Here is a 23,502-nt window from a genome sequence, read left to right on the forward strand (position 1 = left end):
GGCTGCGCCGCGCCGCTCGACGGCGCGGCCCGCGTACCGGGCTGGGCCGCGGGCTGCCTGCCCTGCCGCTGCGACAGCAACCATTGCGCGTGCGGGAAGCCGGCGCGCGCCGCGTCCTCGAGCGCCCGCACGGCCTTCGGATGCTGCTGGGATGGCGCTGCCGCCGGATCGAGCACCAGCTGGGCGAACACCAGGCCTGCATGCAGGCTGCCGTCGTCATAGGCGCGCTCGTACCACTGGGCGACGGCGCTGGCGTTATGCTGGGCAAGCTCAAGAGGAATATGGTTACCGATCAACTGCCAGGCAGGTGGACAGTCTTGTCGAGCCGCACGTTCAAGCCAGTGGAGCGCCGTCGGCAGGCTCTGCGGGAGTCCGGCGCTGCCGAACAGATACAGCTTGCCCAGCTCGAGCTGGGCCGCCACCTGCCCGGCGCGGGCGTTGCGAATGATCGCCAATTCTTCGCGGTTAGCCATCGTTGGAATACGTAAAAAAAAGTGAGTCGGCAACACGCAGCGGCGACGGCATCACGGCCGTCCGGCCCCATGGCGCAAGCCGGCCTGGCGAGGTTGCCAATATACAAGGTATTGACAGGGCCTGTCGCCGCTCATGCAAATTTGGCCAAAGTCTAAGCCGCTGCAGCCGGCGATTCGATTCGATTCCGGGGTGAGTTGACGGGGCGCAAAGCTGGTTCAAGCGGATGAAACCGGCCACCCTGGCCGCACGACATCAACGCATGCTCGCGCTCGCTTCATGGATGAACGCCGCGGTCTTTTTCCCGGACGCAAAAACCGCCGGCTTTGTGTCATGCATAAGGCATACGTTTCAAAAATACAACAGCACGATTGGATTTATTAGCGATCTACCAAGCGCGCCACTGATAATTGACCAAATAGCCAGCCCTGAAGTTTGAAACAATCAAGGTGACCCGAGCGGCCGGCCTCGACGTTCTGCATGCGCTCACCTCGATCCTGGGAACACCGATAATGAAGAAATCTCTCCTGGCCGTCGCACTGCTTGGCGCTTGCGCCGGCGCGGCCCATGCGCAGACGTCGGTGCAGGTCTACGGCAACCTCGATGCCGGCATCGTCAAGCGCAGTGGCGAGAACGTCAGCATCGGCAAGCGCGCCGCCAACACCCTCGGCATCCGCGGCACCGAAGACCTGGGCAATGGTTTCAAAGCGCTGTTCCACCTTGAAATGCGTTACGAGCCGGATACCGGCAGCAGCGAGATCGGTCCCGACGGCAATCAGCGCCAGCTGTTCCAGGGCCAGAGCCGGGTCGGCCTGCAAGGCGACTTCGGCATGCTGCGCATCGGCCGCGGCCTGACCCCGTTCCATGAAACCATCGGCAACTTCGAACCCTTTCATGCGATCCCGACCGCGGGCGGCTTCTATACCGACCTGAGCGTCGCCGGCTACAGCTCGCAACCGCTCGACCCGGTCGACGCATCTGGCAACCGCTGGTCGAACGCCATCTGGTACAACTCACCGATCGTCAATGGCTTCCAGCTCAACACCGCGATCGCGACCAGGGAAAACAATGGCGGCGTCGCCGTGATCGGCCGCGGCAGCGCCGGCGCGCCGCAGTATCCGGTCGGCGCCGAAGCCTCGGCCAATCCGTTCTCGGTCTCGGCCACCTACAACAACGGCCCCGCCGCCCTGATGGCGGCCTACGAGCGCAACGCGATCGAGTCGAAGGTCTGGTCGGTCGGCGCCTCGGTCCAGGCAACCCCGGAACTCAAGCTCATGGGCACCTTCACGAGGCTGGACGAAGACCACACCCGCCTGTTCAACAACGATACCAGTTCATGGGTGCTGGGCGCCAACTACACGCTGGGCCCGGGCAGGTTCCTGGCCGGCTACGGGCAGAAGGACACCGATGGACTGGAGAAGGTCAGGCAGCTGTCGCTGGGCTATGAATACAGCCTGTCGAAGCGCACCTATCTGTACATCGACGCTTCGCGCAAAAAAGGCTTGCTGACCAATCCGGGCAACGTCAACCAGTACGACATCGGCATCCACCATTCGTTCTAGACGTTCTGGCGTGAGGCGACCTGGCGCAGCCAGCGTTGTCCCTGTCGTCCATCATCCATGTAGTGTTTTCACAACGCCAATCTACCCTCGGCGTGTCCGCGAACGAGCGTTCTGTACAGTGCGCCATGGCAATGGCATATTGGTGGAGCGAGCTCAAGCATCGCGACAAGAAAATAATATGGAGACACGATGAAGAAAAGCCTGATCGCCGCCCTGCTCGGCGCTACGTTTGCATGCTCCGCCCTGGCCCAGACCAGCGTCCAGATCTACGGCATCGCCGATGCCGGCGTGATGTGGCAAAAAGGTGGACCGACCAAGATCTATAGTGGCGGCGCCGACGGCTCGCGCCTCGGCATCCGGGGTAGCGAAGACCTGGGCAATGGCTACAAGGCCATCTTCAACCTCGAAGCCCGCGTCGAACTCGATAACGGCTCGCAGCAGCCGGCCCTGATGAACGACAATCCGGGCGTCTACCTGCTGCGCGGCATGGACCAGATCCCGCAAGCCATCCGCGACCGCCTGCAGGCGGCGATCCAGCCGCCGGGCGCGCCGGCCGTCAATCAGGAAAAAGCCCTGTTCGACCGCACCGCGATGGTCGGCCTGATCACGCCGATCGGCGCCGTCATGCTGGGCCGCATGTACACCCCGGGCTACGAAGTGTTCAACATGGCCGACGCCTTCGAATCGGGCACCGCCGGCACCTGGGGCCACGTCACCGGCGGCACCGCCGGCTTCACCGCGCTGGGCGCCGACATCCGCTCGCAGGAAGCGATCCAGTACCGCATCGCCCTGCCGAACGGCCTGGGCGGCTCGGTCATGTATGGCGCCCGCAATTCCGGCTACCTCGGCCGCTATTACAAATTCCGCGCCGGCGCCGTCACCTATAAGGCCAACGGCTTCGACGTCGGCATCGGTTACAACCACGGCTACGACATGCAGAACCGGCCGAGCCTGCGCACCCTGACGGTCGGCGGTTCCTACACGCTGAACGACAGCTGGAAATTCTTCGCCGGCTTCCACAGCCAGCGCAACCAGAATTCGGCGCTGCTGCCGGATTACCTGGCTGGCTGGAACCAGGCCGTGGTGCCGGCGCTGGTGGCGCAAGGCGTCCCGCAGGCGACCCAGGCCGCCCTGCTCAGGATCTTCCAGACCAATATCACCGCCAACACCCAACAGGACGCGAACAGCTACCAGGTCGGCGTCCACTATCGTGTCGGCAACGGCCGCATCGTGGCCTCGTACGCGCACCAGAACGACCGCCTGGCCTCCAACAGCGACGCCGACCTGTATGCGGTGGGCTACAACTACTACCTGTCCAAGCGCACCGACCTGTACACCGCGCTGGCCTTCATCAAGAACGACAACGAGGCGCAGTATGCGCCGGGCACCTCGGGCAATCCGGGCGGCTTCACCGAAGCGCCGGGCGCCGACGGCCGCGCCTTGCAGCTGGGCATCCGTCATCGTTTCTGACGCGGTCCGCGCAGGCATGCACACCGCGGCCACGGCCGCGGTTTTTTTTTGATCGCCGGATCAGCGCAGCGGCGCCGCGCTCGCTGCAGCAACCGGAGCAGCAACCGGCGCCAGCACCGGGTTGTCGCCGCGATTGCGCGCCGGCGCCTTGTGCACCATGGTGTAGGCGTAGTCGACGCCCATGCCGTAGGCGCCCGAATGCTCGGTGACGATCTTCATGACCGCGTCGTAGGTGTCGCGGTTCTTCCAGTCGCGCTGCCATTCCAGCAGCACCTGCTGCCAGGTCACCGGCACCACGCCGGCCTGCACCATGCGCTGCATGGCGAAGTCATGCGCATCCTTGGTGGTGCCGCCCGAGGCGTCGGCCACCATGTAGATCTCGTAATCTCCTTCCAGCATGGCGCACAGCGCAAAGGTGGTGTTGCACACCTCGGTCCACAGGCCGGCCACGATGACTTTCTTGCGGCCGTTGGCAGCCAGCGCATCGCGCACTTTCTGGTCGTCCCATGAATTCATCGAGGTGCGTTCGAGGATCGGCTTGCCCGGGAATACGTCAAGCAGCTCCGGATAGGTATGGCCCGAGAAGCTGTCGGTCTCGACCGAAGTGATGATGGTCGGGATATCGAAGACCGAGGCCGCCTTGGCCAGTCCGACGACATTGTTCTTCAGGGTCTGGCGGTCGATCGACTGCACGCCGAACGCCATCTGCGGCTGGTGGTCGATGATGATCAGCTGCGAGTTTTGCGGGGTCAGGACGTCGAGTTTCGGATTGTGCATGATGGTTCTCCCAGGTTGTGTATGTATAAACCATCGAACTGATCGACGCTGGATCGAGGCCTTCTGCCTGTTCCGTTGCTTCGTGTTCGATGCGATGGAGCCATTATGCGGTGCTGAAACGCCAAGGAAAAACGGAAAAAATATCAACATTTCATCGAAATTTTCGAACATCGATTTTGCCTCTATCCCATTGGCCGGGACGACCTGTCCCTGCTGCGGCAAGCCGCGTGGCAGGATGGCGCCGGCGGCATGTTTGTTCGCCGGCGCCATGCCTGGGTCGGGTAGAATGGGAGAATCATTTTCACGCCGGACCTCCCATCACATGAGCATCGCACCACTGGACGCCAACGCAGTCGCGCAATACCTGATCGATCATCCGCAATTTTTCCAGGAGCATGCCGGCCTGCTGGGCGAAGTGAAGCTCTCCAGCCCGCTGACCGGCCGCGCCGTGTCGCTGCAGGAGCGCCAGATGGAAGTGATGCGCGACAAATTCCGCGCGCTCGAGCTGCGCCTGTCGGAGCTGTCGCGCCGCGCCGAAGAAAATGCCGGCATCGCCAACCGTTTCCACGCCTGGACCCAGGCCCTGCTGGTGTCAAAGGGTGGCGCCGCCATGGCGCGCGACCTGGCCGACGGCCTGCGCACCCATTTCATCGTGCCGCAAGTCACCCTGCGCCTGTGGAATGTGGCGCCGGAGCATGCCGGCGAATGGTTCGCCCAGGGCGTGTCGGACGACGCGCGCATCTTCGCCAACAGCCTGCGCGCGCCATATTGCGGCCCGAACAACGATTTCGAGGCGGTGCGCTGGCTGGACGATGCGGAATCGATCCGCTCGACCGTCATGCTGCCGCTGGGCCAGCCGGGCCAGAGCTTCGGCCTGCTGGTGCTGGGCTCGCCCGATCCGGCGCGCTTCACGACCGCGATGTCGACCGATTTCCTGGTCCACATCGCCGCCACCTCGACCACCGCGCTGGCGCCGCTGCGCGCCTGAGCCAGCGGCCATGGACTGGGCCGCACGCTACCTGGCCGAGCTGGCTACCCAGCGCCAGCTGTCGCCGCACACGGTCGACGCCTACCGGCGCGACCTGGCCGAGCTGGCCGAACTGGCCGGCCACGCCGACTGGCCGCGGCTGACCCACTTCGATATCCGCCGCTACGCCGCCAAGCTGCATGCCGGCGGCCAGTCGGCGCGCACGATCGCGCGCAAGCTGTCCGGCTGGCGCGGTTTCTATGCCTGGCTGTCGAACCACACCCCGCTGGCCGCCAACCCGGTCGACGGCGTGCACGCCCCGAAACGCCCCAGGAGCCTGCCCAAGGCGCTGGCCGTCGACGATGCCGTGCAATTGATGGATGCAAATACGCGCGGCCACGCCGAACCTTTCGAGCTGTGCAACCGCGCCATGTTCGAGCTGCTGTATTCGAGCGGGCTGCGGGTATCGGAACTGGCCGGCCTCGATATCGCCTGGCAGGATGCGCGCGCCGGCCAGCCGGCCTCGCTCGGCTGGCTCGACCTGCAGGCCGGCGAAGTGGTGGTCACCGGCAAGGGCGGCAAGATGCGCCGGGTGCCGGTCGGCGGCCCGGCGCGCGAGGCGCTGGCGGCCTGGCTGGCGGTGCGTCCCGCCGCGCGCGACGGCAGCGCCGCCCTGTTCCTGTCGGCGCGCGACACCCGCATCTCGCCGCGCGTGGTGCAGAACCGGCTCAAGCAGCATGCGCTGCGCGCCGGCGCCCCGGTCCACGTGCATCCGCACGTGCTGCGCCACTCGTTCGCCTCGCACCTGCTGCAATCCTCGGGCGACCTGCGCGCGGTGCAGGAATTGCTCGGCCACGCCAGCATCACCTCGACCCAGATCTATACGGCACTCGATTTCCAGCACCTGTCGAAGGTGTATGACGCGGCCCATCCGCGCGCCAAGGCCAAGTAATCGCCTGACCGACGCAGGCGCGCCATTCTGGCCACATCCCCGGGTTGATGGTTTGAACTCGATCAAGCCCGGACACTGTTGATGGTGAGCTTGCAAGAATTGCGGCATAATCCCCCGGTTCTTTTGTCCAACCCCCAACACGAGTAGCGTACCAATGGACCTGATTCCCAGCACCATCCTGACCGGCTTCCTCGGCGCGGGCAAGACCACCCTGCTCAACCGTATCCTGCAGGAAGAGCACGGCATGCGCATCGCCATCATCGAGAACGAATTCGGCCAGGAGAATATTGACAACGAAATCCTGGTGCAGGATTCGAGCGAGCAGATCGTCGAGATGAACAACGGCTGCATCTGCTGCACCGTGCGCGGCGACCTGATCGTGGCATTGACCAACCTGGCGCAAAAGCGCGCCGCCGGCGAAATCAGTTTCGACCGCGTGGTGATCGAAACCACCGGCCTGGCCAACCCCGGCCCGGTGGCCCAGACTTTCTTCGTCGACGAAGAAGTGGGCGCCAACTACCTGCTCGACGCCGTGGTGACCGTGGTCGACGCCCGCCATGCGATGGACCAGCTGACCCAGAACGAGGAAGCCCAGCGCCAGGTCGGTTTCGCCGACAAGATCCTGCTGTCCAAGACCGACCTGGTCGACGCCGCCGCCGTCGAGACCCTGAAGGCGCGCCTGCACCGTATCAATCCGCGCGCGCCGATCGCGACCAGCGACTTCGGCCGCGCGCCGATCTCGGACGTGCTCGACCTGCGCGGCTTCAACCTGAACGACAAGCTGGAACTGGATCCGGATTTCCTGAAGGTCGAGGAAGCCCATGACCATGATCACGACCACGATCACGCCCACTGCGGCCACGACCATGCGCATGGCGAAGCCTGCAATCACGACCACCACCACGGCCACCACACCGACGACATCGCCGCCTTCGTGTTCAAGAGCGAGCGCGCCTTCGACCCGGAACGCCTGGAACAATTCCTGGGCAGCCTGGTGCAAGTCTTCGGTCCGCAAATGCTGCGCTACAAAGGCGTGCTGCGGATGGAAGGCGTCGACCGCAAGGTGGTGTTCCAGGGCGTGCACCAGATCATGGGCAGCGACGTGGGACCGAAATGGGGCGAAAACGAGACGCCTGCCACCAAGATGGTCTTTATTGGTAAAAATTTACCAAAAGACGTATTTGTCCGCGGACTTGAACAATGTTTGGTATAAACTACATCGGTTTGACCGGCGTGTTAAGAGCCTATCCCGGTAGGTGGGGGGAAGCGCATGGCGATGCATGGCTGGCGTGAGCAAGGCGCGAGGAGGACGCATGGCGGCGCCATGCAACGACGAGCAACGCAGCACACGCCTGCCAGGCGCGCCAGGCGCGACTCCCACCTGCCGGGGTAGGCTCTCAGATCGCATGACGACCCGCCGCGACAGTTTGTCGCGGCCGACTCGCCGGACCGACCGGTGCGCTATATACTAGCCGCCAGCCTGCTGTAGCGAACTGTCCTTGCTGCATATGCGGCGCGGCCAGAGAAGGGATGGCGCCAGGTCGCCATCAAGGCAGCTTGCCTCACGCACACCTTTATCGGGTATAAAGTTGGCAAGCTGATAAAATGAAAACCTCTGTCGTATCGAAGGCATCATGACTAAAACAACGAAACCGAATACCGCCCAGCCCGAAGAACGCCTCCTGACGGAAGAAGAGATTCGGGCGATGAGCGATGACGACTACATGAATCCGGCCCAGCTCGCGTTCTTCAAGAACCGTCTGCAGGAACTCGAGAAGGAACTGCTGAAGAACGCCGGCGAAACCACGGAACACCTGCGCGAAACCGTCCTGGTTCCCGACCCGGCCGACCGGGCGACGATCGAGGAAGAACACGCGCTGGAACTGCGCACCCGCGACCGCGAACGCAAGCTGCTCAAGAAAGTGCAGCAATCGCTGCAGTCGATCGACGGCGGCGAATACGGCTGGTGCGAAGAAACCGGCGAGCCGATCGGCATTCCACGCCTGATCGCCCGCCCGACCGCCACGCTGTCGCTGGAAGCCCAGCAGCGCCGTGAGCTGAAGCAAAAACTGTACGGCGACTGATTTATCGCCGACGCCATCGAGAAAAGCATGCGAGGGATCGCATGCTTTTTTTGTTTGCGCGCCCGTCTCCCGGCATGACTGCGCACGCTTCACGCGCCATGCATATGCTATCGTTTCCCATCGGATACACTAGGCCGAGCGGCGTGTGCGCAGCACACTGGCCGAAGGTTCGTGCTATGGTCTGGCACGGCTGGCCTAATTGACAACGGTGAGCATGGGGCTTTTCTCCTTCCTGAAGAGAAAGAACGACGATGCGGGGGTGCGCGATTGGCCGCCGCCCGAGTCGCGCCTGCGCGGCGAGCCGTCGCGCCTGGACACCGAGGCCGAGCGCGAACGCCAGCGCGAGATCGCGCGCGCCACCGCCGCCAAGATCGACGAGATCGAGCTCGCATTCGCTTCCGACATGTTCGACGACGAGCCGGCCTGGGGCAGCGGCGTGCGGCGCCCGGCCGCTGGCGTCGCGCCTGCGGAACATGACATCCCGCCCCAGGCCGCGGCGCCCGCCAGCGCCCCGGCCATCGACGAAAGCGCCATCCTGTACGCCAACGGCCAGCCTGACGCGGCCGAACAGCTGCTGCGCGCCTGCCTGCCGACCCTGGGCCGCGCCGAGCGCCTGCCGTGGTGGATGCTGTTCGACCTGTACCAGGCCGATGGCCGCGAAGAAGCCTTCGAAAGCGTGGCCATCGACTACGCCAGCCATTTCGAGACCTCGCCGCCGGCCTGGAAGCCGCTGCCCGCCGCGCCCGCCGCAACCGCTGCGGCCCGTCCCGGTCCCGGCCTGGCTGCGGTCGAGGCCTTCGCCCCCAGGATCGACGCCAGCGTCGCGGCGCCGCTCAAGCGCGTGCTGGATGCGCCGGCGCCGGTCGTGCGCCTCGACTTCGGCCGGGTGACGGCGATCGACGCCGACGGCGCCGCCTGCCTGCTGGCGGCGCTGCAACAATTACGCGGCGCCGGCCGCGAGCTGGTGCTGGCCGGCGCCGACACCCTGCTGGCGACCCTGCGGCCGATGCTGGCGATCGGCCAGCGCGACGCCAGCCCGGCGCCCTGGCTGCTGCTGCTCGAGCTGCTGCTGTTGACCGGTCGCGAAAAACAATTCGAGGAAGCGGCGATGGATTACTGCGTCACCTACGAGGTGTCGCCGCCCTCGTTCGAGGCGCCGCTCTACGTGTCCACCGCCGCGCCGGCGCCCGGCCATGGCGACCGCTTCATGTTGCCGGCGGTCGTGAGCGGTCCAGAAACCAGCCTGCTGGCGGCCATTGACGCCTATGCGCTAGAGCGCGAGACGCTGGTGCTGGACTGCTCGCGCCTGGCGCGCATCGACTATGCCGGCGCCGGCAGCCTGCTGGCGCGGCTGGATGCGCATGGCGCCGCCGGCCGCGCGGTCGAGCTGCGCGAACTGAACCATCTCGTCGCCACCCTGCTGCGCCTGCTCGGCGCGGGCGATGGCGTACGGCTGTATCCGCACCGCTACTGACCGATCAGAGCCAGCCGAAGGCCAGCAACAGCAGCAAGGTCACGACCAGCGACACCAGGATCGAGCCAAGGCAACCAAGCTTGTTGGAAAAAAATAAGAACATCGTTTAGCGGCTCCATTCTATCGGCGTCGGGACAGCGTACAGGCCGCCGCCCGCGCCGGGCGCACATTTGGCCTCGAGCATTTAAGGCTGAGCTAATCTTGCAATCCCGCGCACGATCCCCACCTGCTGTTGGCTAGAACATCACGAGGTCAAAATGGAACAATTTCACGGTACAACCATCGTCAGTGTGCGGCGCGGCAACCAGGTCGCGCTGGGTGGCGATGGCCAGGTCACGCTGGGCAATGTCGTCATGAAGGGCTCGGCGCGCAAGGTGCGCAAGCTGTACCAGGGCAAGGTCCTGTGCGGATTCGCGGGCGGCACCGCCGACGCATTCACGCTGCTGGACCGCTTCGAAGGCAAGCTGGAAAAACACCAGGGCAACCTGCTGCGCGCGTCGGTCGAACTGGCCAAGGATTGGCGCACCGACCGCGTGCTGCGCCGCCTGGAAGCGATGCTGCTGGTGGCCGACCGCGAGTCGACCCTGATCATCACCGGCAACGGCGACGTGCTGGAGCCGGAAGACGGCATCGGCGCCATCGGTTCGGGCGGCGTCTACGCCCAGTCCGCCGCCAAGGCGCTGTACGAGAACACCGACATGGCCCCCGGCGAAGTCGTCAAGAAGGCGCTCACCATCGCCGGCGAGCTGTGCATCTACACGAATATGTCCCACATCATCGAGACCCTGGATTGATATGAGCAGCATCATGAACATGACCCCACCCGAAATCGTTTCCGAGCTCGACAAGCACGTGGTCGGCCAGGGCAAGGCCAAGAAGGCGGTTGCCATCGCCCTGCGCAACCGCTGGCGGCGCCAGCAGGTCGACGAGAGCCTGCGTCATGAAATCACGCCCAAGAACATCCTCATGATCGGCCCGACCGGCGTCGGCAAGACCGAGATCGCGCGCCGCCTGGCCAAGCTGGCCGACGCGCCCTTCATCAAGATCGAGGCGACCAAGTTCACCGAGGTGGGCTATGTCGGCCGCGACGTCGACACCATCATCCGCGACCTGATCGACATCGGCGTCAAGCAGACCCGCGCCAGCGAAGCGAAAAAGGTGCGCCAGCGCGCCGAGGACGCGGCCGAGGACCGCATCATCGACATCCTGGTGCCGCCGGCGCGCGACTTCGGCTTCAACACCAGCAGCGGCAACGGCGACACGAAGGAAGGCGAAGCCACGCGCCAGACCTTCCGCAAGCGCCTGCGCGAAGGCTCGCTCGACGACCGCGAGATCGAGATCGAAGTGGCCGACGCCGCGCCGCAGATGGAAATCATGGCGCCGCCGGGCATGGAAGAAATGACCGAGCAGATCAAGTCGATGTTCGCCGGCGTGGGCAATGCGCGCAAGAAGCCGCGCAAGCTCAAGATCAAGGAAGCGATGAAGCTCCTGATCGACGAAGAAGCGGGCAAGCTGCTCAACGAGGACGAACTCAAGCAGAAGGCGATCGCCAACGTCGAGCAGAACGGCATCGTGTTCCTGGACGAGATCGACAAGATCGCGACCCGTTCCGAACACGGCGGCGCCGACGTCTCGCGCGCCGGCGTGCAGCGCGACCTGCTGCCGCTGGTCGAGGGCACGACGGTGAACACCAAGTACGGCATGATCAAGACCGACCACATCCTGTTCATCGCCTCGGGCGCCTTCCACCTGTCGAAGCCGTCGGACCTGATCCCGGAACTGCAGGGCCGCTTCCCGATCCGCGTCGAGCTCGAATCGCTGTCGATCGACGACTTCAAGAGCATCCTGACCTCGACCCACGCCAGCCTGACCAAGCAGTACGAGGCGCTGCTGGCGACCGAGGGCGTCAAGATCGAGTTCGTGGACGAAGGCATCCATCGCCTGGCCGAGATCGCGTTCTCGGTCAACGAGCGCACCGAGAACATCGGCGCACGCCGCCTGTACACGGTGATGGAAAAGCTGCTCGAAGAGATCTCGTTCAGCGCCGGCTCCGAGAAGGACCAGGTGGTGCGGATCGACGCGGCCTATGTCAACGAACGGCTCGATGCGCTGGCGGTCAACGAAGACCTGTCGCGCTACGTGCTGTAACCATCCTGGCGGAGACCCGCGTGGCGAACAAGGCATTGGCGACACGGCAGAAGATGCGCCTGCGGGTCGAACCCTCGCAGCAGTTCGGCAAGCCGCGCAACCCGATCGCGGCGCTGGCCAAGGCGCGGTCGGCCGGGCCGCATGCCAAGCCGCTGTCGAGCGAGCGGCATGAAGCCAAGCGGGCGCTCAAGAAGGCCAAGCTGGTGGCGGACGAGGACGACTGAGCCTGCGTTAGCCTGATCAAGACATTCTCCTTGCGGACACTTCGGTGTCCGCTTTTTTTCGTCCATCGGCCCGGCGTGCCATTCGTCGCATGCGCCTTGTCCCTGTCCCCGTTCAACGGTAGAGTCAAGCGTCGCCATTCTTTACGGATACCATGAGTTCACCCGACCTGATCCTCGACGCCCTGCGCGCCCGCCTGCGCGCGGCCGGCATCACCTACAAGCTGCTGGCCGAGCGCATCGGTGTGAGCGAATCGAGCGTGAAACGCATGTTCGGCCAGAAGGACATGGCGCTGTCGCGGCTGGCCGAGATCTGCCAGGCGACCGGCATCCCACTGGAAGAGTTGTTGCGCGGGGCTCTCGACACCCGGCCCCGGCTGGATGCCCTGAGCCTGCCGCAGGAGCGCTCGCTGGTGGCCAATCCGCGCCTGCTGCTGATGGCGATCTGCTGCCTCGGCCACTGGAACGTGGAACAGGTCGTCGACACCTACAAGCTGAGCGAGGCCGAGTGCATCACCCTGCTCGCCGAACTCGACCGACTGGGGCTGATCGAACTCAAGCCGCTGAACCGTTACCAGCTACGGGTGTCGAACGCATTCCGCTGGCTGCCGGATGGGCCGGTGCAGCACTTCTTCCGCGAACACGTGGTGGAGGATTATTTTGCCGGACGCTTCGACGGCGCCGGCGAAGCGCTGATGTGCCTGCCGGCGCGGCTGTCGCCTGCCAGCGCAAAAGAGTTGTCGCTCAAGATCGAGCAACTGGCGGCGGAACTGGCGCGGCTGCACCTGAACGACCGGCGCCTGCCGGCCGAAGAGCGCGAGGGCTATACCTTGTTGCTGGGGTTCAGGTCGTGGGAACTGGCGGCGTTTACCGCACTGCGACGCTGATGGGCTCGGTACGGTGAAGAGGCGATAAGAGCCTGCCGCCGCGCCGCCGCCCTTACTGGGTGATCGGTTGCTGGGTCTGGTTCATCGGCGGCGCATTCGGCGGCATCTGCACGTTGTTGCGGCTCTGCTGGGTCGGATCGCCCTGCTCCGGCGGCGGATCCTGCGGCTCTTGCGACGCCTGCTGGTCTTGTGGCGCCTGCTGCTCTTGCACCACCTGCGCATTCTCCGGCGTGGTCGGCGTGCCCTGCGGACCGCCGCCCGGCGGCGGCACGCTGCGCATGGTGGGCGGCGCGCTGACCACGCCCGGCGCGGTTTGCGGTTCCACGCCAGGCGCCGCGGTCATCGGTTGCGGCATCTGCTCTGGCATCACGCGCGGTTCCGGCGGCATGATCGACGTCGACTGGCCGGTATCGGGCGCCAGTTCCACCCGCTTCATCACGCCGCCATCCGACAGCATCACGTAGCGCCGGTGCACTTCGGCCACAGTCACGCCCGGCGCGATTTCGCGGCCGATGCGCACCGCCTTCGGCGGCTGGCCGTCGGCCACCAGGATGACCGCGCTGTCGGCGCCGGCCGACACCACGCCGGTGAGCTGGAAATTGGAAATCACCGCGGTCGGCTGGCCGCCGAACAGCGTTGCCGCCGCCTCGGGGCTCGGCGGGGGCTGGGTGGCGACCGGCGCCGCCGCCAGCGGCCGCTGCTCCGGCTTGTACAGCTGCAGCACCCAGTAGGCGATCGAGGCCGCCAGCAGGATCAGGGCAAGCAGGCTGAGAAGAAGAGGCAAACGCTTGTTCATATTATTGACTGCCATTGTTTTACTGCACCAGCTGGTTGATTTCGATGATCGGCATCAGCACCGCCAGCACGATCAGCAGCACGACCAGGCCCATGGCCAGGATCAGCACCGGCTCGAGCAGGCCGGCGATGGTGAGCGTGCGGCGCTCGAGGTCGGCCTGCTGCGAATTGGCGGCGCGCTCGAGCATGGCCGGCAGTTCGCCGGTGATCTCGCCGGCGCGGATCATGTGCACCAGCATCGGCGGGAAGTGTTTTTGCGCCGACAGCGCGCGCGCCAGGCTCACGCCTTCGCGCACGCTGCCCGTGGCCTGCTCGACCAGCTCGCGCATCGCCACGTTGGACAGGGTTTCGCGGCTGGTGTCGAGCGCGCGCAGGATGGGCACGCCGGAACCGGTGGTGATCGCCAGGGTGCTGGCGAAGCGCGCCGTATTGAGGCTGCGCTCGAACTTGCCGTAGATGGGCGCCGTCAGCAGCCAGGTGTGCCAGCGCCGCTTGAGGTCGGGATTGCGCAGCGCGCGCCGCCATAGCCAGAACGCGCCGCCGATCAGGATCGCGCAATAGATGCCGTAGGCGCGCACGAAGTCGGACACGGCCAGCATGACCACGGTGAGGAAGGGCAGCTTCTGCTTGGTGTTGGCGAACACCGAGACGATCTGCGGCACCACATAGGTGAGCAGGAAGATCACGATCGCGAACGCGACCACGGTCACGATCGCCGGATAGGTGAAGGCCAGCCGCACCTTCTGCACCAGGGCGTTGCGGCGCTCGATGTAGTCGGCCAGGCGCGACAGCACGCGCGAAAGCTGGCCGATCTGCTCGCCCGAGGCGACCAGCGCCCGGTAGATCTCGGCGAAGTCGCGCGGGTGGTGCGACAGCGCGGTGGAGAATGGCGAGCCGCCGATGACTTCGGAGCGGATCGAGGCGATCAGGTCGCGCATATAGGCGCGCTCGGCCTGCTCCAGCAGCGCGGTGAAGGCTTGCTCGAGCGGCAGGCCGGCCTCCAGCAGGCTGGCCAGCTGGCGCGTGAACAGGGCCAGCTCGTTCTGCGACAGGCGCTCGCCGATGCCGCGCGCGCGGGTGACGCCCGAGGCGTCGACCTGGGCGGCAATCGCCTCGACGTTGAGCGGCGTCAGGCCTTGCGTGCGCAGGTCGGCGCGCGCCGCGCGCGGGCTGTCGGCGTTGACCACGCCCTTGCGGGTGGCGCCGCCGGCGTCAACGGCTTCGTAGCGAAATGCCGGCATCAGTCAGTTCCCATCCTCGCGGTTCCCCATCCTAGTCTTTCGTCACACGCACCAGTTCGGCGCGCGTGGTGGTGCCGTCCGCCAGCCAGCGTTCGCCGTCGTCGCGCATGGTCTTCATGCCGGTTGCCAGCGCCGCATCGCGGATCTCGGCTTCGGAGGCGCGGTTGTGGATCTGGGAGCGGATCTGCTCGGTGGTCTCGAGCAGCTCGTAGACGCCGACCCGGCCGTGATAGCCAGTATGGCCGCAGCGCTCGCACCCGACCGCATGCCAGGTGGACCCGTCGAAGGTCTTGCATTGCGAGCAGAGCTTGCGCACCAGGCGCTGGGCCATCACGCCCAGCAGCGACGAGGACAGCAGGAACGGTTCGATGCCCATGTCCAGCAAGCGCGTCACTGCCGAGGCGGCATCGTTGGTGTGCAGCGTGGCCAGCACCAGGTGGCCCGTGAGCGAGGCTTGCACCGCGATCTGCGCCGTCTCCAGGTCGCGGATCTCGCCGATCATGATCACATCGGGATCTTGCCGCAGGATGGCGCGCAGCGCTTTCGCGAACGTCATGTCGATGCGGGCGTTGACTTGCGTTTGGCCGACGCCGTTCAGGTCGTACTCGATCGGGTCTTCCACCGTCATGATATTGGTGGTGGACGCGTTCAGGCGCGACAGCGCCGCGTACAGGGTGGTGGTCTTGCCGGAACCGGTCGGGCCGGTCACCAGCACGATGCCGTGCGGCTGGTTGATCAGGCGGTCGAACTGCGGCAGCATGTCTTCGGCCATGCCCAGGTGCGACAGGTCGAGGCGCCCTGCCTCTTTGTCGAGCAGACGCAGCACGGCGCGTTCGCCGTGGCCGGTCGGCAGCGTCGAGACGCGCACGTCGACTGGTTTACCGCCCACGCGCAGGGTGATGCGGCCATCCTGCGGCAGGCGCTTCTCGGCGATGTCGAGCTGCGACATGATCTTGATACGCGAGATCAGCGAGGCGTGGATCGCCTTCTTGGGGCGCACGATGTCGCGCAGCGCGCCGTCGATGCGAAAGCGCACCACCGAGGTCTGTTCGAACGGCTCGATGTGGATGTCGGACGCGCCTTCGCGCAGCGATTGCGTGAGCAGCGCATTGATCATGCGGATCACCGGCGCATCGTCGGACGATTCCAGCAGGTCTTCGATGGCCGGCACGTCCTGCAGCAGCTTGGTCAGGTCGAGGTCGGCGTCGAATTCGTCGACCACCTGCGACGCGTCGCCGCCGCCGCCGGCATAGGCGCCGGCGATGGCCGCGTCGAGCTCGTCACGGTCGAGGCGGCGCAGCTGGATGCGGCCGAAACGGCGCGAGACCTCGGCGATGGCGGCTGGCGCGGTGGCGCTGGACACCAGCACTTCGACGCTCTGGCCCGGTTCGCCATTACCGCGCGCCAGCACGCCGTGGTCGCGGGCGAAGGCGTAGGGCAAGAGATTGTTCATGATTTAATTTCCGTTCGGTTGCTGCACCGGACGGGTTGGCGCGTTTGGCACTGCCGCGCCGGGCATGACCGCGCCCGATCCTGGTTCAGACACGCCTGCCCCCGGCGCGGTTCCCGGCGCAGTGCCCTGATGCCGCGACGCCGCGCCATCGTTCGACGCGCCCGGCGCCGCGTTCGGCGCCGGCTGGCGCTGGACCGGCACGGTCGCCATGCCGCCGCCGACCGGCGGCTGGCCGTTCACCAGCGGCGGCAGTTGCGGCGCGCCAAGGTCGCGCAGCAGCGCCGACGATTCGGGCTGGGCGGCGGCGCCGGCCGCGCGCATGTAGTCGTAGCGGTCCATCGCGATCGAATTCGAGGCTTCCTTGCTGCGCACCACGACCGGCCGCAGGAACACCATCAGGTTGGTCTTCACGCGGCTGCGGGTGCGGTACTTGAACAGGTTGCCGATCACCGGGATGTCGCCCAGGCCGCGCACTTTCTCTTCGCCATCGCCTTCGCTGTCCTCGATCAGGCCGCCGAGCACGATGATCTGGCCGTCGTCGGCCAGCACATTGCTCTCGATCGCGCGCACGTTGGTGGTCAGGCCGGATTCGGCGTTGCGGGTCGACGCATCCACGCTCGAGTTCTCGTGGTAGATCGCCATCTTGATGGTACCGCCTTCCGAGATCTGGGGCCGCACGCGCAGCAGCAGGCCCACGTCTTGCCGGTCGACGGTCTGGAACGGGTTGCCGCCGCCGGTGGTGCTGTTGGTGGCGAACGAACCGGTGATGATCGGCACGTTCTGGCCGACCTTGATCACTGCGAGCTCATTGTCCAGGGTGAGCATGTTCGGCGTCGACAGGATGTTGGCGTTGCCATCGTTTTCCAGCGCACGCGCCACCGCGCCCAGGCCCAGCTCGCCGCCCACCTGGCGGAACAGGCCGAAGGTCAGGCCGGTCGGCAGGCCCGTCAGGCCGCTGGTGCCGTTGGTGGCGCTCGTGCCCTGGGCCGCCGCCAGCGCCAGGTTGACGATGCTGTTGTTCGAGCCGCCGCCGTTGAAGTTCTGCAGGCCGCCGAAGCGGTATTTGCTGTCGGAGTCGCCAGTGGCGCCGACCCACTGCACGCCGAACTCGGATGCCTTGTTGGAGGACACTTCGACCACCAGCGCCTCGATATAGACCTGGGCCCGGCGCACGTCGAGCTGGTCGATCACCGAGCGCAGGTTGCGGTACACCGCGTCCGGTGCGGTGATGATCAGGCTGTTGGTCGAGGCGTCGGCCTGGATGATGCCCGAACCCTGGCCGCCGCCCTGGGCTCCTTGCTGCCCCTGCTGGCCGGCGCTGTTGCCAGTACCACCAATGCCGGTGCTGCCCTGCAGGCCCTGTTGGCCGCCGAGGCCGCCCTGCCCGCCCAATCCGCCCTGGCCCGCCTGGCTGCCGATGCCGGACTGGATCGAGCTGCCCTGGGTGCCCTGCTGCACCTGCAGGGCCGAGGCGTCTTGCGACACCACCGCGCGCAGGGTCTGGGCCACGCGCGTGGCTTCCGCGTTCTTGAGATAGACCACGTGGATATTGCCCTTGCTCGAGCTCTCTTGATCCAGGCGGGCGATCAGGCTCTTGGCCAGGTTGGCGCGCGCCTGCGACGGCGCGCGGATCACGACCGAGTTGGTGCGCGGGTCGGCCAGCACCGTGACCCGGCCCGAATCGCCGCCGGCGGCCGGTTCCATCAGGCGCGTCACGAGCTGGGCGATGTCGCTGGCGATCGCGTTGCGGATCGGGATGACATCGAGGTCGGCCGCCACCGGCGCGTCGAGCGCGGCGATGATGCGCGCCAGGCGGCGCAGGTTGTCGGCGTAGTCGGTGATGACCAGCGTGTTGTTGCCCGGGTTCGCCATGATGGAATTATTGGGCGAAATCAGCGGACGCAGCACGGCGGTGAGGTTGGCGGCCGACTCGTAGGACAGATAAAACACCTGGGTCGCGATCTGGTCGCCGGTGGCCTTGCTGGAGCGCACGCCGCCGACCTGGGTCGGCGAGGACTGCAGCTTGGCCTCGGCCTCGGGCACCACCTTGGCGTAGCCGTCGCCGCTGGTGACCACCGCGAAGCCCTGCAGGCGCAGGGTCGAGGTGAGCAGGCCGAAGGCTTCGGTCTTGCTCAGCGATTTCTCGGACACCAGGGTGAGCGTGCCCTTGACCCGCGGGTCGATGATGAAGGTCATGCCGGTGTAGTGACCGATGGCCTTGATCACCGACTCGATGTCGGCATTGACGAAGCTCAAAGCGGCGGCGTTCGCGCTTTCCTGTGCCAGCGCGGGCAGCGGCAGCGCGACCATCGTGGCGGCGCAGCACAGCATGGCGCCGGCCGCAAGGCGGCGCAAGGCCGGCAGCTGCATGGCCGAAAAGTCGAGGTGCGCGAAGGTGGAGCGGTCTGTTTTCTTCATTATCTGAACTCGAGTGCGATTACGTTTTTGCCGTTCACCATCCGGCGCTGGCCCAGCAGGTTCAACATGGTCCCGAGCTGGTCCTCATAGCCGTCGGCGGCGCTGGCCTGGCCCGAAAAGCGCAGGCGTCCATTTTGCAGTACACCTGAGCCCGACAGCAGCAAAGCGCCGCGCACGGTGCGCAGGGTCAAATCGGCCTGCGGTCCACGCCAGTCCATGATCATTTCATAACTGCCAAGCGGCTTGATGGGCGACATGCGCGCACCCATATCGCTCATCGACAGGACGGTGCGCCCCTGCACCGTCACGGTGTTCTGCTGGCGCAGCAGGTCCAGCGCGTTCCAGGACAGCCGGATGCGGCCGCTCGGCGCCAGCGTATTGAGCGGCGCACCCAGGCCCGACAAGCCCTCGGCCGGCAGCAGCAGCTCGCCGGCATTGACCTGCCAGCGCGACCAGCTGCCTTCGATCCGCACCGGGTTGGCCAGCGCCTGGGGATTTTCCAGGCTCATGCTGACCTGGCCCAGCACCACCAGCGGCGACAAGGTCCAGGAAAAACGGCCCGGCAACAAGGGCGTGACCGACCCGCCCGGTCCCGGCGCCCCGCCGATAAAGGCTGAGCCGCGCCAAAGCGTACCCTGCGCATCCCCCAGCGTCAATCGACCGCCGGTCTGGCGCTCGACTATCGGGCCGAGCCAGGCCGCCGGCAGGAAAGCCAGCACCGTCGCCACTACCGCCAGGATGACCAGCAGGCCCCACGTCAGCGCCCGCCTCATGAAGCCGGATCGCTGCGCTGGCGCAGCGTGAGCGTGGCGTCGACCTGGCCCAGCGCGGTCTGGGCGCTGAATTGGGCGTCCTGCACCATCAGGCGGCTCTCGCGCCGCTGGGCGTCGAGCCAGGCCATCAGGTTGGCAAAGGAAACATTGTTGAGCTGAACCTTGGTGAACTCGCCGCTGACCGACAGCGAGGCCGGCTTGAGGCCGCGCCCCGCCATGCTGGCGGTGAGCGACTCGTTCGTGACTGGCGTGACGGCGGGCGCCGGCTCGCTGGCGGCGGCCCGGGCTTCGCCGGCAAGCGCCTCGAGCTGGGCCGCCTGCTGGCGCAGTTCGGGCAAGGAACGGCGCAATTGTTCGCGCCCTTCGAGCGCGGGCTCGAGCAGGACGAGATAGAACAGCGCCAGCGCGGCGACGGCGCCGCCGACCAGCAGGAACTTGCGCTCCTGCTCGGTGCGCGCGATCCAGTAGGCGGTGGCGCGTTCGCGCAGCCCGCTGATTTTGCCGGCGACATTCATTGCGTAACTCCAGGTTGCGAGGCGCCAGTGCTGCGGATCAACCAGGTGTTGGCGTCGGGCGCTTCCAGGCTGAGGTGGCGTGCCGCCAGGGCCGGGCGCAGCTGGTCTGCGGCGCCGGGATTGGCAGACTCGGGTTTGACGCGCACCGTGAGGGCGCGTTCGCGAAACTCCATTGATGCAATCGCAGGCGGCGCGCCGAGGCCGCCGATGGCTTCGCCGAAGGCAGCCGCCATCCAGGTGAATTCGTCGCCGCCCACCTCGCCGCTGCCGGCCCTGGCGCGCGCGATGTTCTGCTGCATCTGCGCCACCGGGTCGATCGCCGGCTGGCCCGGATACACCGAGCGGAACGTCTGGCTCATCTGCTGGCGCACGGCGTCGGCCTCGCGCTTCAGCCCCAGCCACTCGACGTTCAGGCCGATGACGTTGACCACCAGCGCCGCCAGGGCAAGCCGGATCGGCCAGCGCCAGCGGCGCCAGTCGCGCCGGGCCACGCCGGCCGTGCCCAGGCCGGGCACCAGGTCGAGCGCGGGGCCGACGGCGCCGCCGTTGTTGCTGCCGCGGGCGCCGGCGATCCAGTGCGCCCAGTTGTCGCTCTCGAGGGTGACGCCGGGGCCGGCCTCGGCCAGCAGCGCCTGGTACTCGCCCAGTTGCTCGTGCTCGACATACAGCACCAGCGGCGCATCGCCCGCCAGCGCGCGCGCCGTCTGCAAGGCCACCACCGGGGCGCCGTCGAGCGCCAGGCCCAGGCCTTCGTACTGGCTCTGGCGCAGGATCAGTTCGCCCTTGCCGAAGGCGGCGCTCACGCTGCCTGGATGCAGGGGCAGGCACAATTGTTCGGGCACGGCCACCACCGCGCGCGCGCCCATTTCCAGCAACTTGCGCACCAGCGGCTCGAGCCAGGCCTGCTGCACCACGGCCACCGGACGGCGACCGTCGGCCATGGCCGGGCCGGCCACCAGCACGCAATCGAGCGGATCGCCCAGGATATATTCTTCGACCAGGGCCGGCAGCGCCGCGCGCAGGCGCGCGCCGGCCAGCGGCGGCGCCTGCACCGCCAGCAGGGTGACGTCGCTGGCGGCCAGGATCAGCACCACGCGCCGGCTGGCCGCGACCACATCGCCCAGGTTGCGCAGCGCGCCTTCGCCCTGCTGTCCGATGGCGCCGTTATCGCCGACCATCGCGAACCGGCATAAGGCGCCTTCGCCTTCGCTCCTGGCCGGATGCCGAATATAAAGAGTAGTCAAACCGTCTCGCTTTCTTCTAGTTCTGGCGGGTCCAGATCACGGTCACACCATTGGCGGGGCCAAGGTTGGCCAGGCTGCCTTTCTGCACCAGCGACTCCGCGTCCAGCGCCGCGCGGTCGAGGCGGATGCGGCTCTGCACCAGGAAGTAATTGCTGGTGATGCTGATCTTTGGCTGTTCCACCGCTTCATCCCTGCATTGCACTTCGCTCAAAAACTGCTGGACGTCGTTCCACGGCACCCGCTTGCGCTGCTCAACCAGGGCATTGGCCTGGGAGGTCGAACAGCCAGCCAGGACCGCCGCCAGCACCTCGGCCGGCGCCGTATTCACGTTCACCGTCGTCCCTTGCGCCGGCAGCACGATCACGAACGGACGCAAGGCCTCGACCGTCTCGGGCTTGACACCCGGCACCGCCAGCAAGTCGTCGACCCGCAGGAGCGGCATCGGGTTTCCCTTGCGCGGCGTCTGCGCGGTTTGCTGGTTCGGCTCGTCCGGATCGACCGTCAGCGCCTGGCCGGCGGCGACGAAATCGGCGATCGGCCGCGCCAGCCGCGGCTCTTGCCGCAGATTGGTCAGCAGGCGGCCGAGCACCGCGGTCTCGACCGGATCGCGCTTGCCGCCCGTTGCCAGGTTGTTCAGATTGTATCGCGCCGTGGCATCGTATACCTGACCCGACAGGGATGCATTGAAATTTTCTCCCTGCACCCGCTCGCGTTCGATGTACTGGTCGAGCCGGGTTTCGGCCAGCGGCGTGGCCCACACCTGCTCGAGCGAGATGCGTCCGCCGAAAGGCTGGCGCAGGATCACGCTGGCCCAGTCGAGGGCGCCGCGCTGGATCCACTTGGTCTGCAACTGCAAGCGCTGGTTTTCCATCGAGCGTACCTGCACCTGCTGCTGCCAGAACAGGCTGGCGACGATCGAGATCGCCAGCGTGGTCAGGAGCAGTGCGGTGACCACGGCGACGCCGCGCTGGCGGCGCGGAAGGGGCACGGGCCGCATCAGGTGCCTCCCAGCAGGAAAGACTTGACCATCGGCTGGCCCAGGCCCTGCACGGTGAGCGCCACCTGCACGCCGGTGGGTTCGCGCGAGCGGGCCGGGCCCAGGCCCGGATCGACAGGCGGGGGTTCCTGCTCGCCATTGCCGCCGACCGCGGTCGGCTCATTACGCCAGGCATTGTTTTGCCAGCCCTGCACCTGCATGCCGCCCACGCCGACCTGCAGCACGACCGACGGCGCATTCTCGGCCGGCGCATCGGACGCGAGCGCCTGCCACAGCTGGGCGATGTGGTCGAGGTCGCGCGTGCCGGGCGACTCGCGCCGCATCAGCTGGCCGTTGACCACGCGGTAGCTGACCACCTGCAGGCGCGACGGCTCGTGTTCGACGAACACCTTGCGCACCAGGGTCAGGCGGTCGGCATCCCACAGCAAGGCCGGGCGGCCACGCATGATGTCGTTGCCGGCCGCGTTCTCGCAATCGTTCTGCATCTGGGCGAAGGCCAGCTGCATGCCGCGCGTGATTTCCATTTCGTGCGTGAGCGCCACGCGCGCGCGCACGATGCCGTCCAGCCCGCGCCAGCCGAGCACGGCCACCATGGCGAGGATGCCGATCGCCACCAGGAGTTCGACCAGCGTGAAGCCTGCATGCCGCGACCTGGCGTTCATATCGGGGAAGGCCTCAGGACCAGTTGGATGAGTTTGACAATGCGGCGTCCCGGGTTGTCGGCGTCGAACACCGAGACTTCGATCCTGCGCAACAGTGGATTGGGGCTGGACAGCACTTCTTCTTCACATACCAGGTTCAGGTCGCCTTGCGGGCAGGGAAAGCTGCGCTTGCCGATCGCGGGAAACTCGCGGCCCAGGCGGATCTGCACCAGCCGGTTCTCGGCCGACCAGGTCGCCATCATCGAGGCGCGCAGGCCGGCGCTGTTGGACGTCAGGCTGCCCACCGCGCGCAGGCCGGCGGCCAGCGCGGTGCCGACGATAACCAGCGCCACCAGCACTTCGAGCAGGGTGAATCCGAAGGCGTGGCGCGAGGCGCGGCGAGAGAACATGA

Annotated in this window: 24 protein-coding genes; 12 read left to right on the forward strand and 12 right to left on the reverse strand. The window is 66.5% G+C overall.

Annotated elements, in window-relative coordinates; translation table 11 throughout:
• Positions 1 to 473 (reverse strand): SEL1-like repeat protein (locus tag HMPREF9710_RS02785; protein WP_005663704.1); only part of this gene is annotated, 473 nt, incomplete at its 3' end.
• A gap of 224 nt (positions 474 to 697) precedes the next feature.
• Here HMPREF9710_RS02785 and HMPREF9710_RS27650 point away from each other — a divergent pair.
• The 3 genes from HMPREF9710_RS27650 to HMPREF9710_RS02795 all read left to right on the forward strand — a co-directional run bounded on the left by HMPREF9710_RS27650 (position 698) and on the right by HMPREF9710_RS02795 (position 3,503).
• Positions 698 to 910, forward strand: coding sequence for a hypothetical protein (locus HMPREF9710_RS27650; protein WP_157225416.1), 213 nt, complete (start codon positions 698 to 700; stop codon positions 908 to 910).
• Between the two features lie 73 nt (positions 911 to 983).
• Positions 984 to 2,033, forward strand: a complete 1,050-nt coding sequence (locus HMPREF9710_RS02790) for a porin (RefSeq protein WP_005663706.1) — start codon at positions 984 to 986, stop codon at positions 2,031 to 2,033.
• A 189-nt stretch (positions 2,034 to 2,222) separates the two neighbouring features.
• Positions 2,223 to 3,503 (forward strand): porin, encoded by a 1,281-nt coding sequence (locus HMPREF9710_RS02795; RefSeq protein WP_005663709.1) that lies wholly within the window; start codon positions 2,223 to 2,225, stop codon positions 3,501 to 3,503.
• A gap of 60 nt (positions 3,504 to 3,563) precedes the next feature.
• On the opposite strand, the gene HMPREF9710_RS02800 is transcribed toward HMPREF9710_RS02795, so the two are convergent.
• Entirely contained in the window at positions 3,564 to 4,280 is a 717-nt protein-coding gene (locus HMPREF9710_RS02800; protein WP_005663710.1) for a hydrolase, read from the reverse strand.
• Positions 4,281 to 4,602: 322 nt separating this feature from the next.
• Between HMPREF9710_RS02800 and HMPREF9710_RS02805 the strand changes: the two genes are divergently transcribed.
• The 9 genes from HMPREF9710_RS02805 (at position 4,603) to HMPREF9710_RS02845 (ending at position 13,013) form a co-directional block, all read left to right on the forward strand.
• Positions 4,603 to 5,268 (forward strand): DUF484 family protein, encoded by a 666-nt coding sequence (locus tag HMPREF9710_RS02805; RefSeq protein ID WP_005663712.1) that lies wholly within the window; start codon positions 4,603 to 4,605, stop codon positions 5,266 to 5,268.
• Positions 5,269 to 5,278: 10 nt separating this feature from the next.
• A complete protein-coding gene (xerC, locus tag HMPREF9710_RS02810) occupies positions 5,279 to 6,199 on the forward strand; it encodes a tyrosine recombinase XerC (protein ID WP_005663714.1) in 921 nt (306 codons plus the stop codon).
• Between the two features lie 154 nt (positions 6,200 to 6,353).
• A complete protein-coding gene (locus HMPREF9710_RS02815; protein WP_005663716.1) occupies positions 6,354 to 7,412 on the forward strand; it encodes a CobW family GTP-binding protein in 1,059 nt (352 codons plus the stop codon).
• Positions 7,413 to 7,833: 421 nt separating this feature from the next.
• On the forward strand, positions 7,834 to 8,283 hold the full coding sequence (dksA, locus tag HMPREF9710_RS02820) for an RNA polymerase-binding protein DksA (protein ID WP_005663718.1): 450 nt from the start codon (positions 7,834 to 7,836) through the stop codon (positions 8,281 to 8,283).
• Positions 8,284 to 8,497: 214 nt separating this feature from the next.
• Complete coding sequence (locus HMPREF9710_RS02825) at positions 8,498 to 9,757, forward strand: STAS domain-containing protein (protein WP_005663720.1); 1,260 nt, start codon at positions 8,498 to 8,500, stop codon at positions 9,755 to 9,757.
• 257 nt (positions 9,758 to 10,014) lie between these two features.
• Positions 10,015 to 10,551 (forward strand): ATP-dependent protease subunit HslV, encoded by a 537-nt coding sequence (gene hslV, locus HMPREF9710_RS02830; protein WP_005663724.1) that lies wholly within the window; start codon positions 10,015 to 10,017, stop codon positions 10,549 to 10,551.
• A gap of 13 nt (positions 10,552 to 10,564) precedes the next feature.
• Positions 10,565 to 11,905, forward strand: coding sequence for an ATP-dependent protease ATPase subunit HslU (hslU, locus tag HMPREF9710_RS02835; RefSeq protein ID WP_040775527.1), 1,341 nt, complete (start codon positions 10,565 to 10,567; stop codon positions 11,903 to 11,905).
• 20 nt (positions 11,906 to 11,925) lie between these two features.
• On the forward strand, positions 11,926 to 12,129 hold the full coding sequence (locus HMPREF9710_RS02840; RefSeq protein WP_005663727.1) for a hypothetical protein: 204 nt from the start codon (positions 11,926 to 11,928) through the stop codon (positions 12,127 to 12,129).
• Between the two features lie 152 nt (positions 12,130 to 12,281).
• Complete coding sequence (locus HMPREF9710_RS02845; protein ID WP_005663729.1) at positions 12,282 to 13,013, forward strand: helix-turn-helix domain-containing protein; 732 nt, start codon at positions 12,282 to 12,284, stop codon at positions 13,011 to 13,013.
• Between the two features lie 52 nt (positions 13,014 to 13,065).
• On the opposite strand, the gene HMPREF9710_RS02850 is transcribed toward HMPREF9710_RS02845, so the two are convergent.
• The 10 genes from HMPREF9710_RS02850 to gspI are packed head-to-tail and all read right to left on the reverse strand — an operon-like array spanning position 13,066 to position 23,500.
• The gene (locus HMPREF9710_RS02850; RefSeq protein ID WP_157225417.1) at positions 13,066 to 13,809 is read right to left on the reverse strand and encodes a hypothetical protein; all 744 of its coding nucleotides are present in this window, start codon (positions 13,807 to 13,809) and stop codon (positions 13,066 to 13,068) included.
• A gap of 19 nt (positions 13,810 to 13,828) precedes the next feature.
• Positions 13,829 to 15,049, reverse strand: coding sequence for a type II secretion system inner membrane protein GspF (gspF, locus tag HMPREF9710_RS02855; protein WP_005663734.1), 1,221 nt, complete (start codon positions 15,047 to 15,049; stop codon positions 13,829 to 13,831).
• 31 nt (positions 15,050 to 15,080) lie between these two features.
• Entirely contained in the window at positions 15,081 to 16,502 is a 1,422-nt protein-coding gene (gene gspE, locus HMPREF9710_RS02860; RefSeq protein WP_005663735.1) for a type II secretion system ATPase GspE, read from the reverse strand.
• Positions 16,503 to 16,505: 3 nt separating this feature from the next.
• A complete protein-coding gene (gene gspD / locus HMPREF9710_RS02865; protein WP_005663737.1) occupies positions 16,506 to 18,920 on the reverse strand; it encodes a type II secretion system secretin GspD in 2,415 nt (804 codons plus the stop codon).
• The gene (gene gspN, locus HMPREF9710_RS02870) at positions 18,920 to 19,693 is read right to left on the reverse strand and encodes a type II secretion system protein N (RefSeq protein WP_005663739.1); all 774 of its coding nucleotides are present in this window, start codon (positions 19,691 to 19,693) and stop codon (positions 18,920 to 18,922) included. The genes gspD and gspN overlap by 1 nt, the downstream gene beginning before the upstream one ends.
• Positions 19,690 to 20,208 carry a type II secretion system protein M gene (locus HMPREF9710_RS02875; protein WP_005663740.1) on the reverse strand — a complete coding sequence of 173 codons (519 nt, stop codon included), beginning with the start codon at positions 20,206 to 20,208 and terminating at the stop codon, positions 19,690 to 19,692. Before HMPREF9710_RS02875 ends, gspN begins: the two co-directional genes overlap by 4 nt.
• Complete coding sequence (gspL, locus tag HMPREF9710_RS02880; protein ID WP_040774936.1) at positions 20,205 to 21,452, reverse strand: type II secretion system protein GspL; 1,248 nt, start codon at positions 21,450 to 21,452, stop codon at positions 20,205 to 20,207. Before gspL ends, HMPREF9710_RS02875 begins: the two co-directional genes overlap by 4 nt.
• Before the next feature lie 16 nt (positions 21,453 to 21,468).
• Positions 21,469 to 22,449 carry a type II secretion system minor pseudopilin GspK gene (gspK, locus tag HMPREF9710_RS02885; RefSeq protein ID WP_005663743.1) on the reverse strand — a complete coding sequence of 327 codons (981 nt, stop codon included), beginning with the start codon at positions 22,447 to 22,449 and terminating at the stop codon, positions 21,469 to 21,471.
• Entirely contained in the window at positions 22,449 to 23,111 is a 663-nt protein-coding gene (locus HMPREF9710_RS02890; RefSeq protein ID WP_005663744.1) for a PulJ/GspJ family protein, read from the reverse strand. The genes gspK and HMPREF9710_RS02890 overlap by 1 nt, the downstream gene beginning before the upstream one ends.
• Positions 23,108 to 23,500, reverse strand: a complete 393-nt coding sequence (gspI, locus tag HMPREF9710_RS02895) for a type II secretion system minor pseudopilin GspI (protein WP_040774939.1) — start codon at positions 23,498 to 23,500, stop codon at positions 23,108 to 23,110. Before gspI ends, HMPREF9710_RS02890 begins: the two co-directional genes overlap by 4 nt.
• Between the last annotated feature and the right edge of the window lie 2 nt (positions 23,501 to 23,502).

The organism is Massilia timonae CCUG 45783 (genome assembly GCF_000315425.1).
GTDB lineage: Bacteria > Pseudomonadota > Gammaproteobacteria > Burkholderiales > Burkholderiaceae_D > Telluria > Telluria timonae.

What these genes read in the sequence shown, in the direction of transcription:
- HMPREF9710_RS27650 (WP_157225416.1), top strand. Translation starts at nt 698, where the DNA reads ATGAAACCGGCCACCCTGGCCGCACGACATCAACGCATGCTCGCGCTC.
- HMPREF9710_RS02790 (WP_005663706.1), top strand. Translation starts at nt 984, where the DNA reads ATGAAGAAATCTCTCCTGGCCGTCGCACTGCTTGGCGCTTGCGCCGGC.
- HMPREF9710_RS02795 (WP_005663709.1), top strand. Translation starts at nt 2,223, where the DNA reads ATGAAGAAAAGCCTGATCGCCGCCCTGCTCGGCGCTACGTTTGCATGC.
- HMPREF9710_RS02800 (WP_005663710.1), bottom strand. Translation starts at nt 4,280, where the DNA reads ATGCACAATCCGAAACTCGACGTCCTGACCCCGCAAAACTCGCAGCTG.
- HMPREF9710_RS02805 (WP_005663712.1), top strand. Translation starts at nt 4,603, where the DNA reads ATGAGCATCGCACCACTGGACGCCAACGCAGTCGCGCAATACCTGATC.
- xerC (WP_005663714.1), top strand. Translation starts at nt 5,279, where the DNA reads ATGGACTGGGCCGCACGCTACCTGGCCGAGCTGGCTACCCAGCGCCAG.
- HMPREF9710_RS02815 (WP_005663716.1), top strand. Translation starts at nt 6,354, where the DNA reads ATGGACCTGATTCCCAGCACCATCCTGACCGGCTTCCTCGGCGCGGGC.
- dksA (WP_005663718.1), top strand. Translation starts at nt 7,834, where the DNA reads ATGACTAAAACAACGAAACCGAATACCGCCCAGCCCGAAGAACGCCTC.
- HMPREF9710_RS02825 (WP_005663720.1), top strand. Translation starts at nt 8,498, where the DNA reads ATGGGGCTTTTCTCCTTCCTGAAGAGAAAGAACGACGATGCGGGGGTG.
- hslV (WP_005663724.1), top strand. Translation starts at nt 10,015, where the DNA reads ATGGAACAATTTCACGGTACAACCATCGTCAGTGTGCGGCGCGGCAAC.
- hslU (WP_040775527.1), top strand. Translation starts at nt 10,565, where the DNA reads ATGAACATGACCCCACCCGAAATCGTTTCCGAGCTCGACAAGCACGTG.
- HMPREF9710_RS02845 (WP_005663729.1), top strand. Translation starts at nt 12,282, where the DNA reads ATGAGTTCACCCGACCTGATCCTCGACGCCCTGCGCGCCCGCCTGCGC.
- HMPREF9710_RS02850 (WP_157225417.1), bottom strand. Translation starts at nt 13,809, where the DNA reads ATGAACAAGCGTTTGCCTCTTCTTCTCAGCCTGCTTGCCCTGATCCTG.
- gspF (WP_005663734.1), bottom strand. Translation starts at nt 15,049, where the DNA reads ATGCCGGCATTTCGCTACGAAGCCGTTGACGCCGGCGGCGCCACCCGC.
- gspE (WP_005663735.1), bottom strand. Translation starts at nt 16,502, where the DNA reads ATGAACAATCTCTTGCCCTACGCCTTCGCCCGCGACCACGGCGTGCTG.
- gspD (WP_005663737.1), bottom strand. Translation starts at nt 18,920, where the DNA reads ATGAAGAAAACAGACCGCTCCACCTTCGCGCACCTCGACTTTTCGGCC.
- gspN (WP_005663739.1), bottom strand. Translation starts at nt 19,693, where the DNA reads ATGAGGCGGGCGCTGACGTGGGGCCTGCTGGTCATCCTGGCGGTAGTG.
- HMPREF9710_RS02875 (WP_005663740.1), bottom strand. Translation starts at nt 20,208, where the DNA reads ATGAATGTCGCCGGCAAAATCAGCGGGCTGCGCGAACGCGCCACCGCC.
- gspK (WP_005663743.1), bottom strand. Translation starts at nt 22,449, where the DNA reads ATGCGGCCCGTGCCCCTTCCGCGCCGCCAGCGCGGCGTCGCCGTGGTC.
- HMPREF9710_RS02890 (WP_005663744.1), bottom strand. Translation starts at nt 23,111, where the DNA reads ATGAACGCCAGGTCGCGGCATGCAGGCTTCACGCTGGTCGAACTCCTG.
- gspI (WP_040774939.1), bottom strand. Translation starts at nt 23,500, where the DNA reads ATGTTCTCTCGCCGCGCCTCGCGCCACGCCTTCGGATTCACCCTGCTC.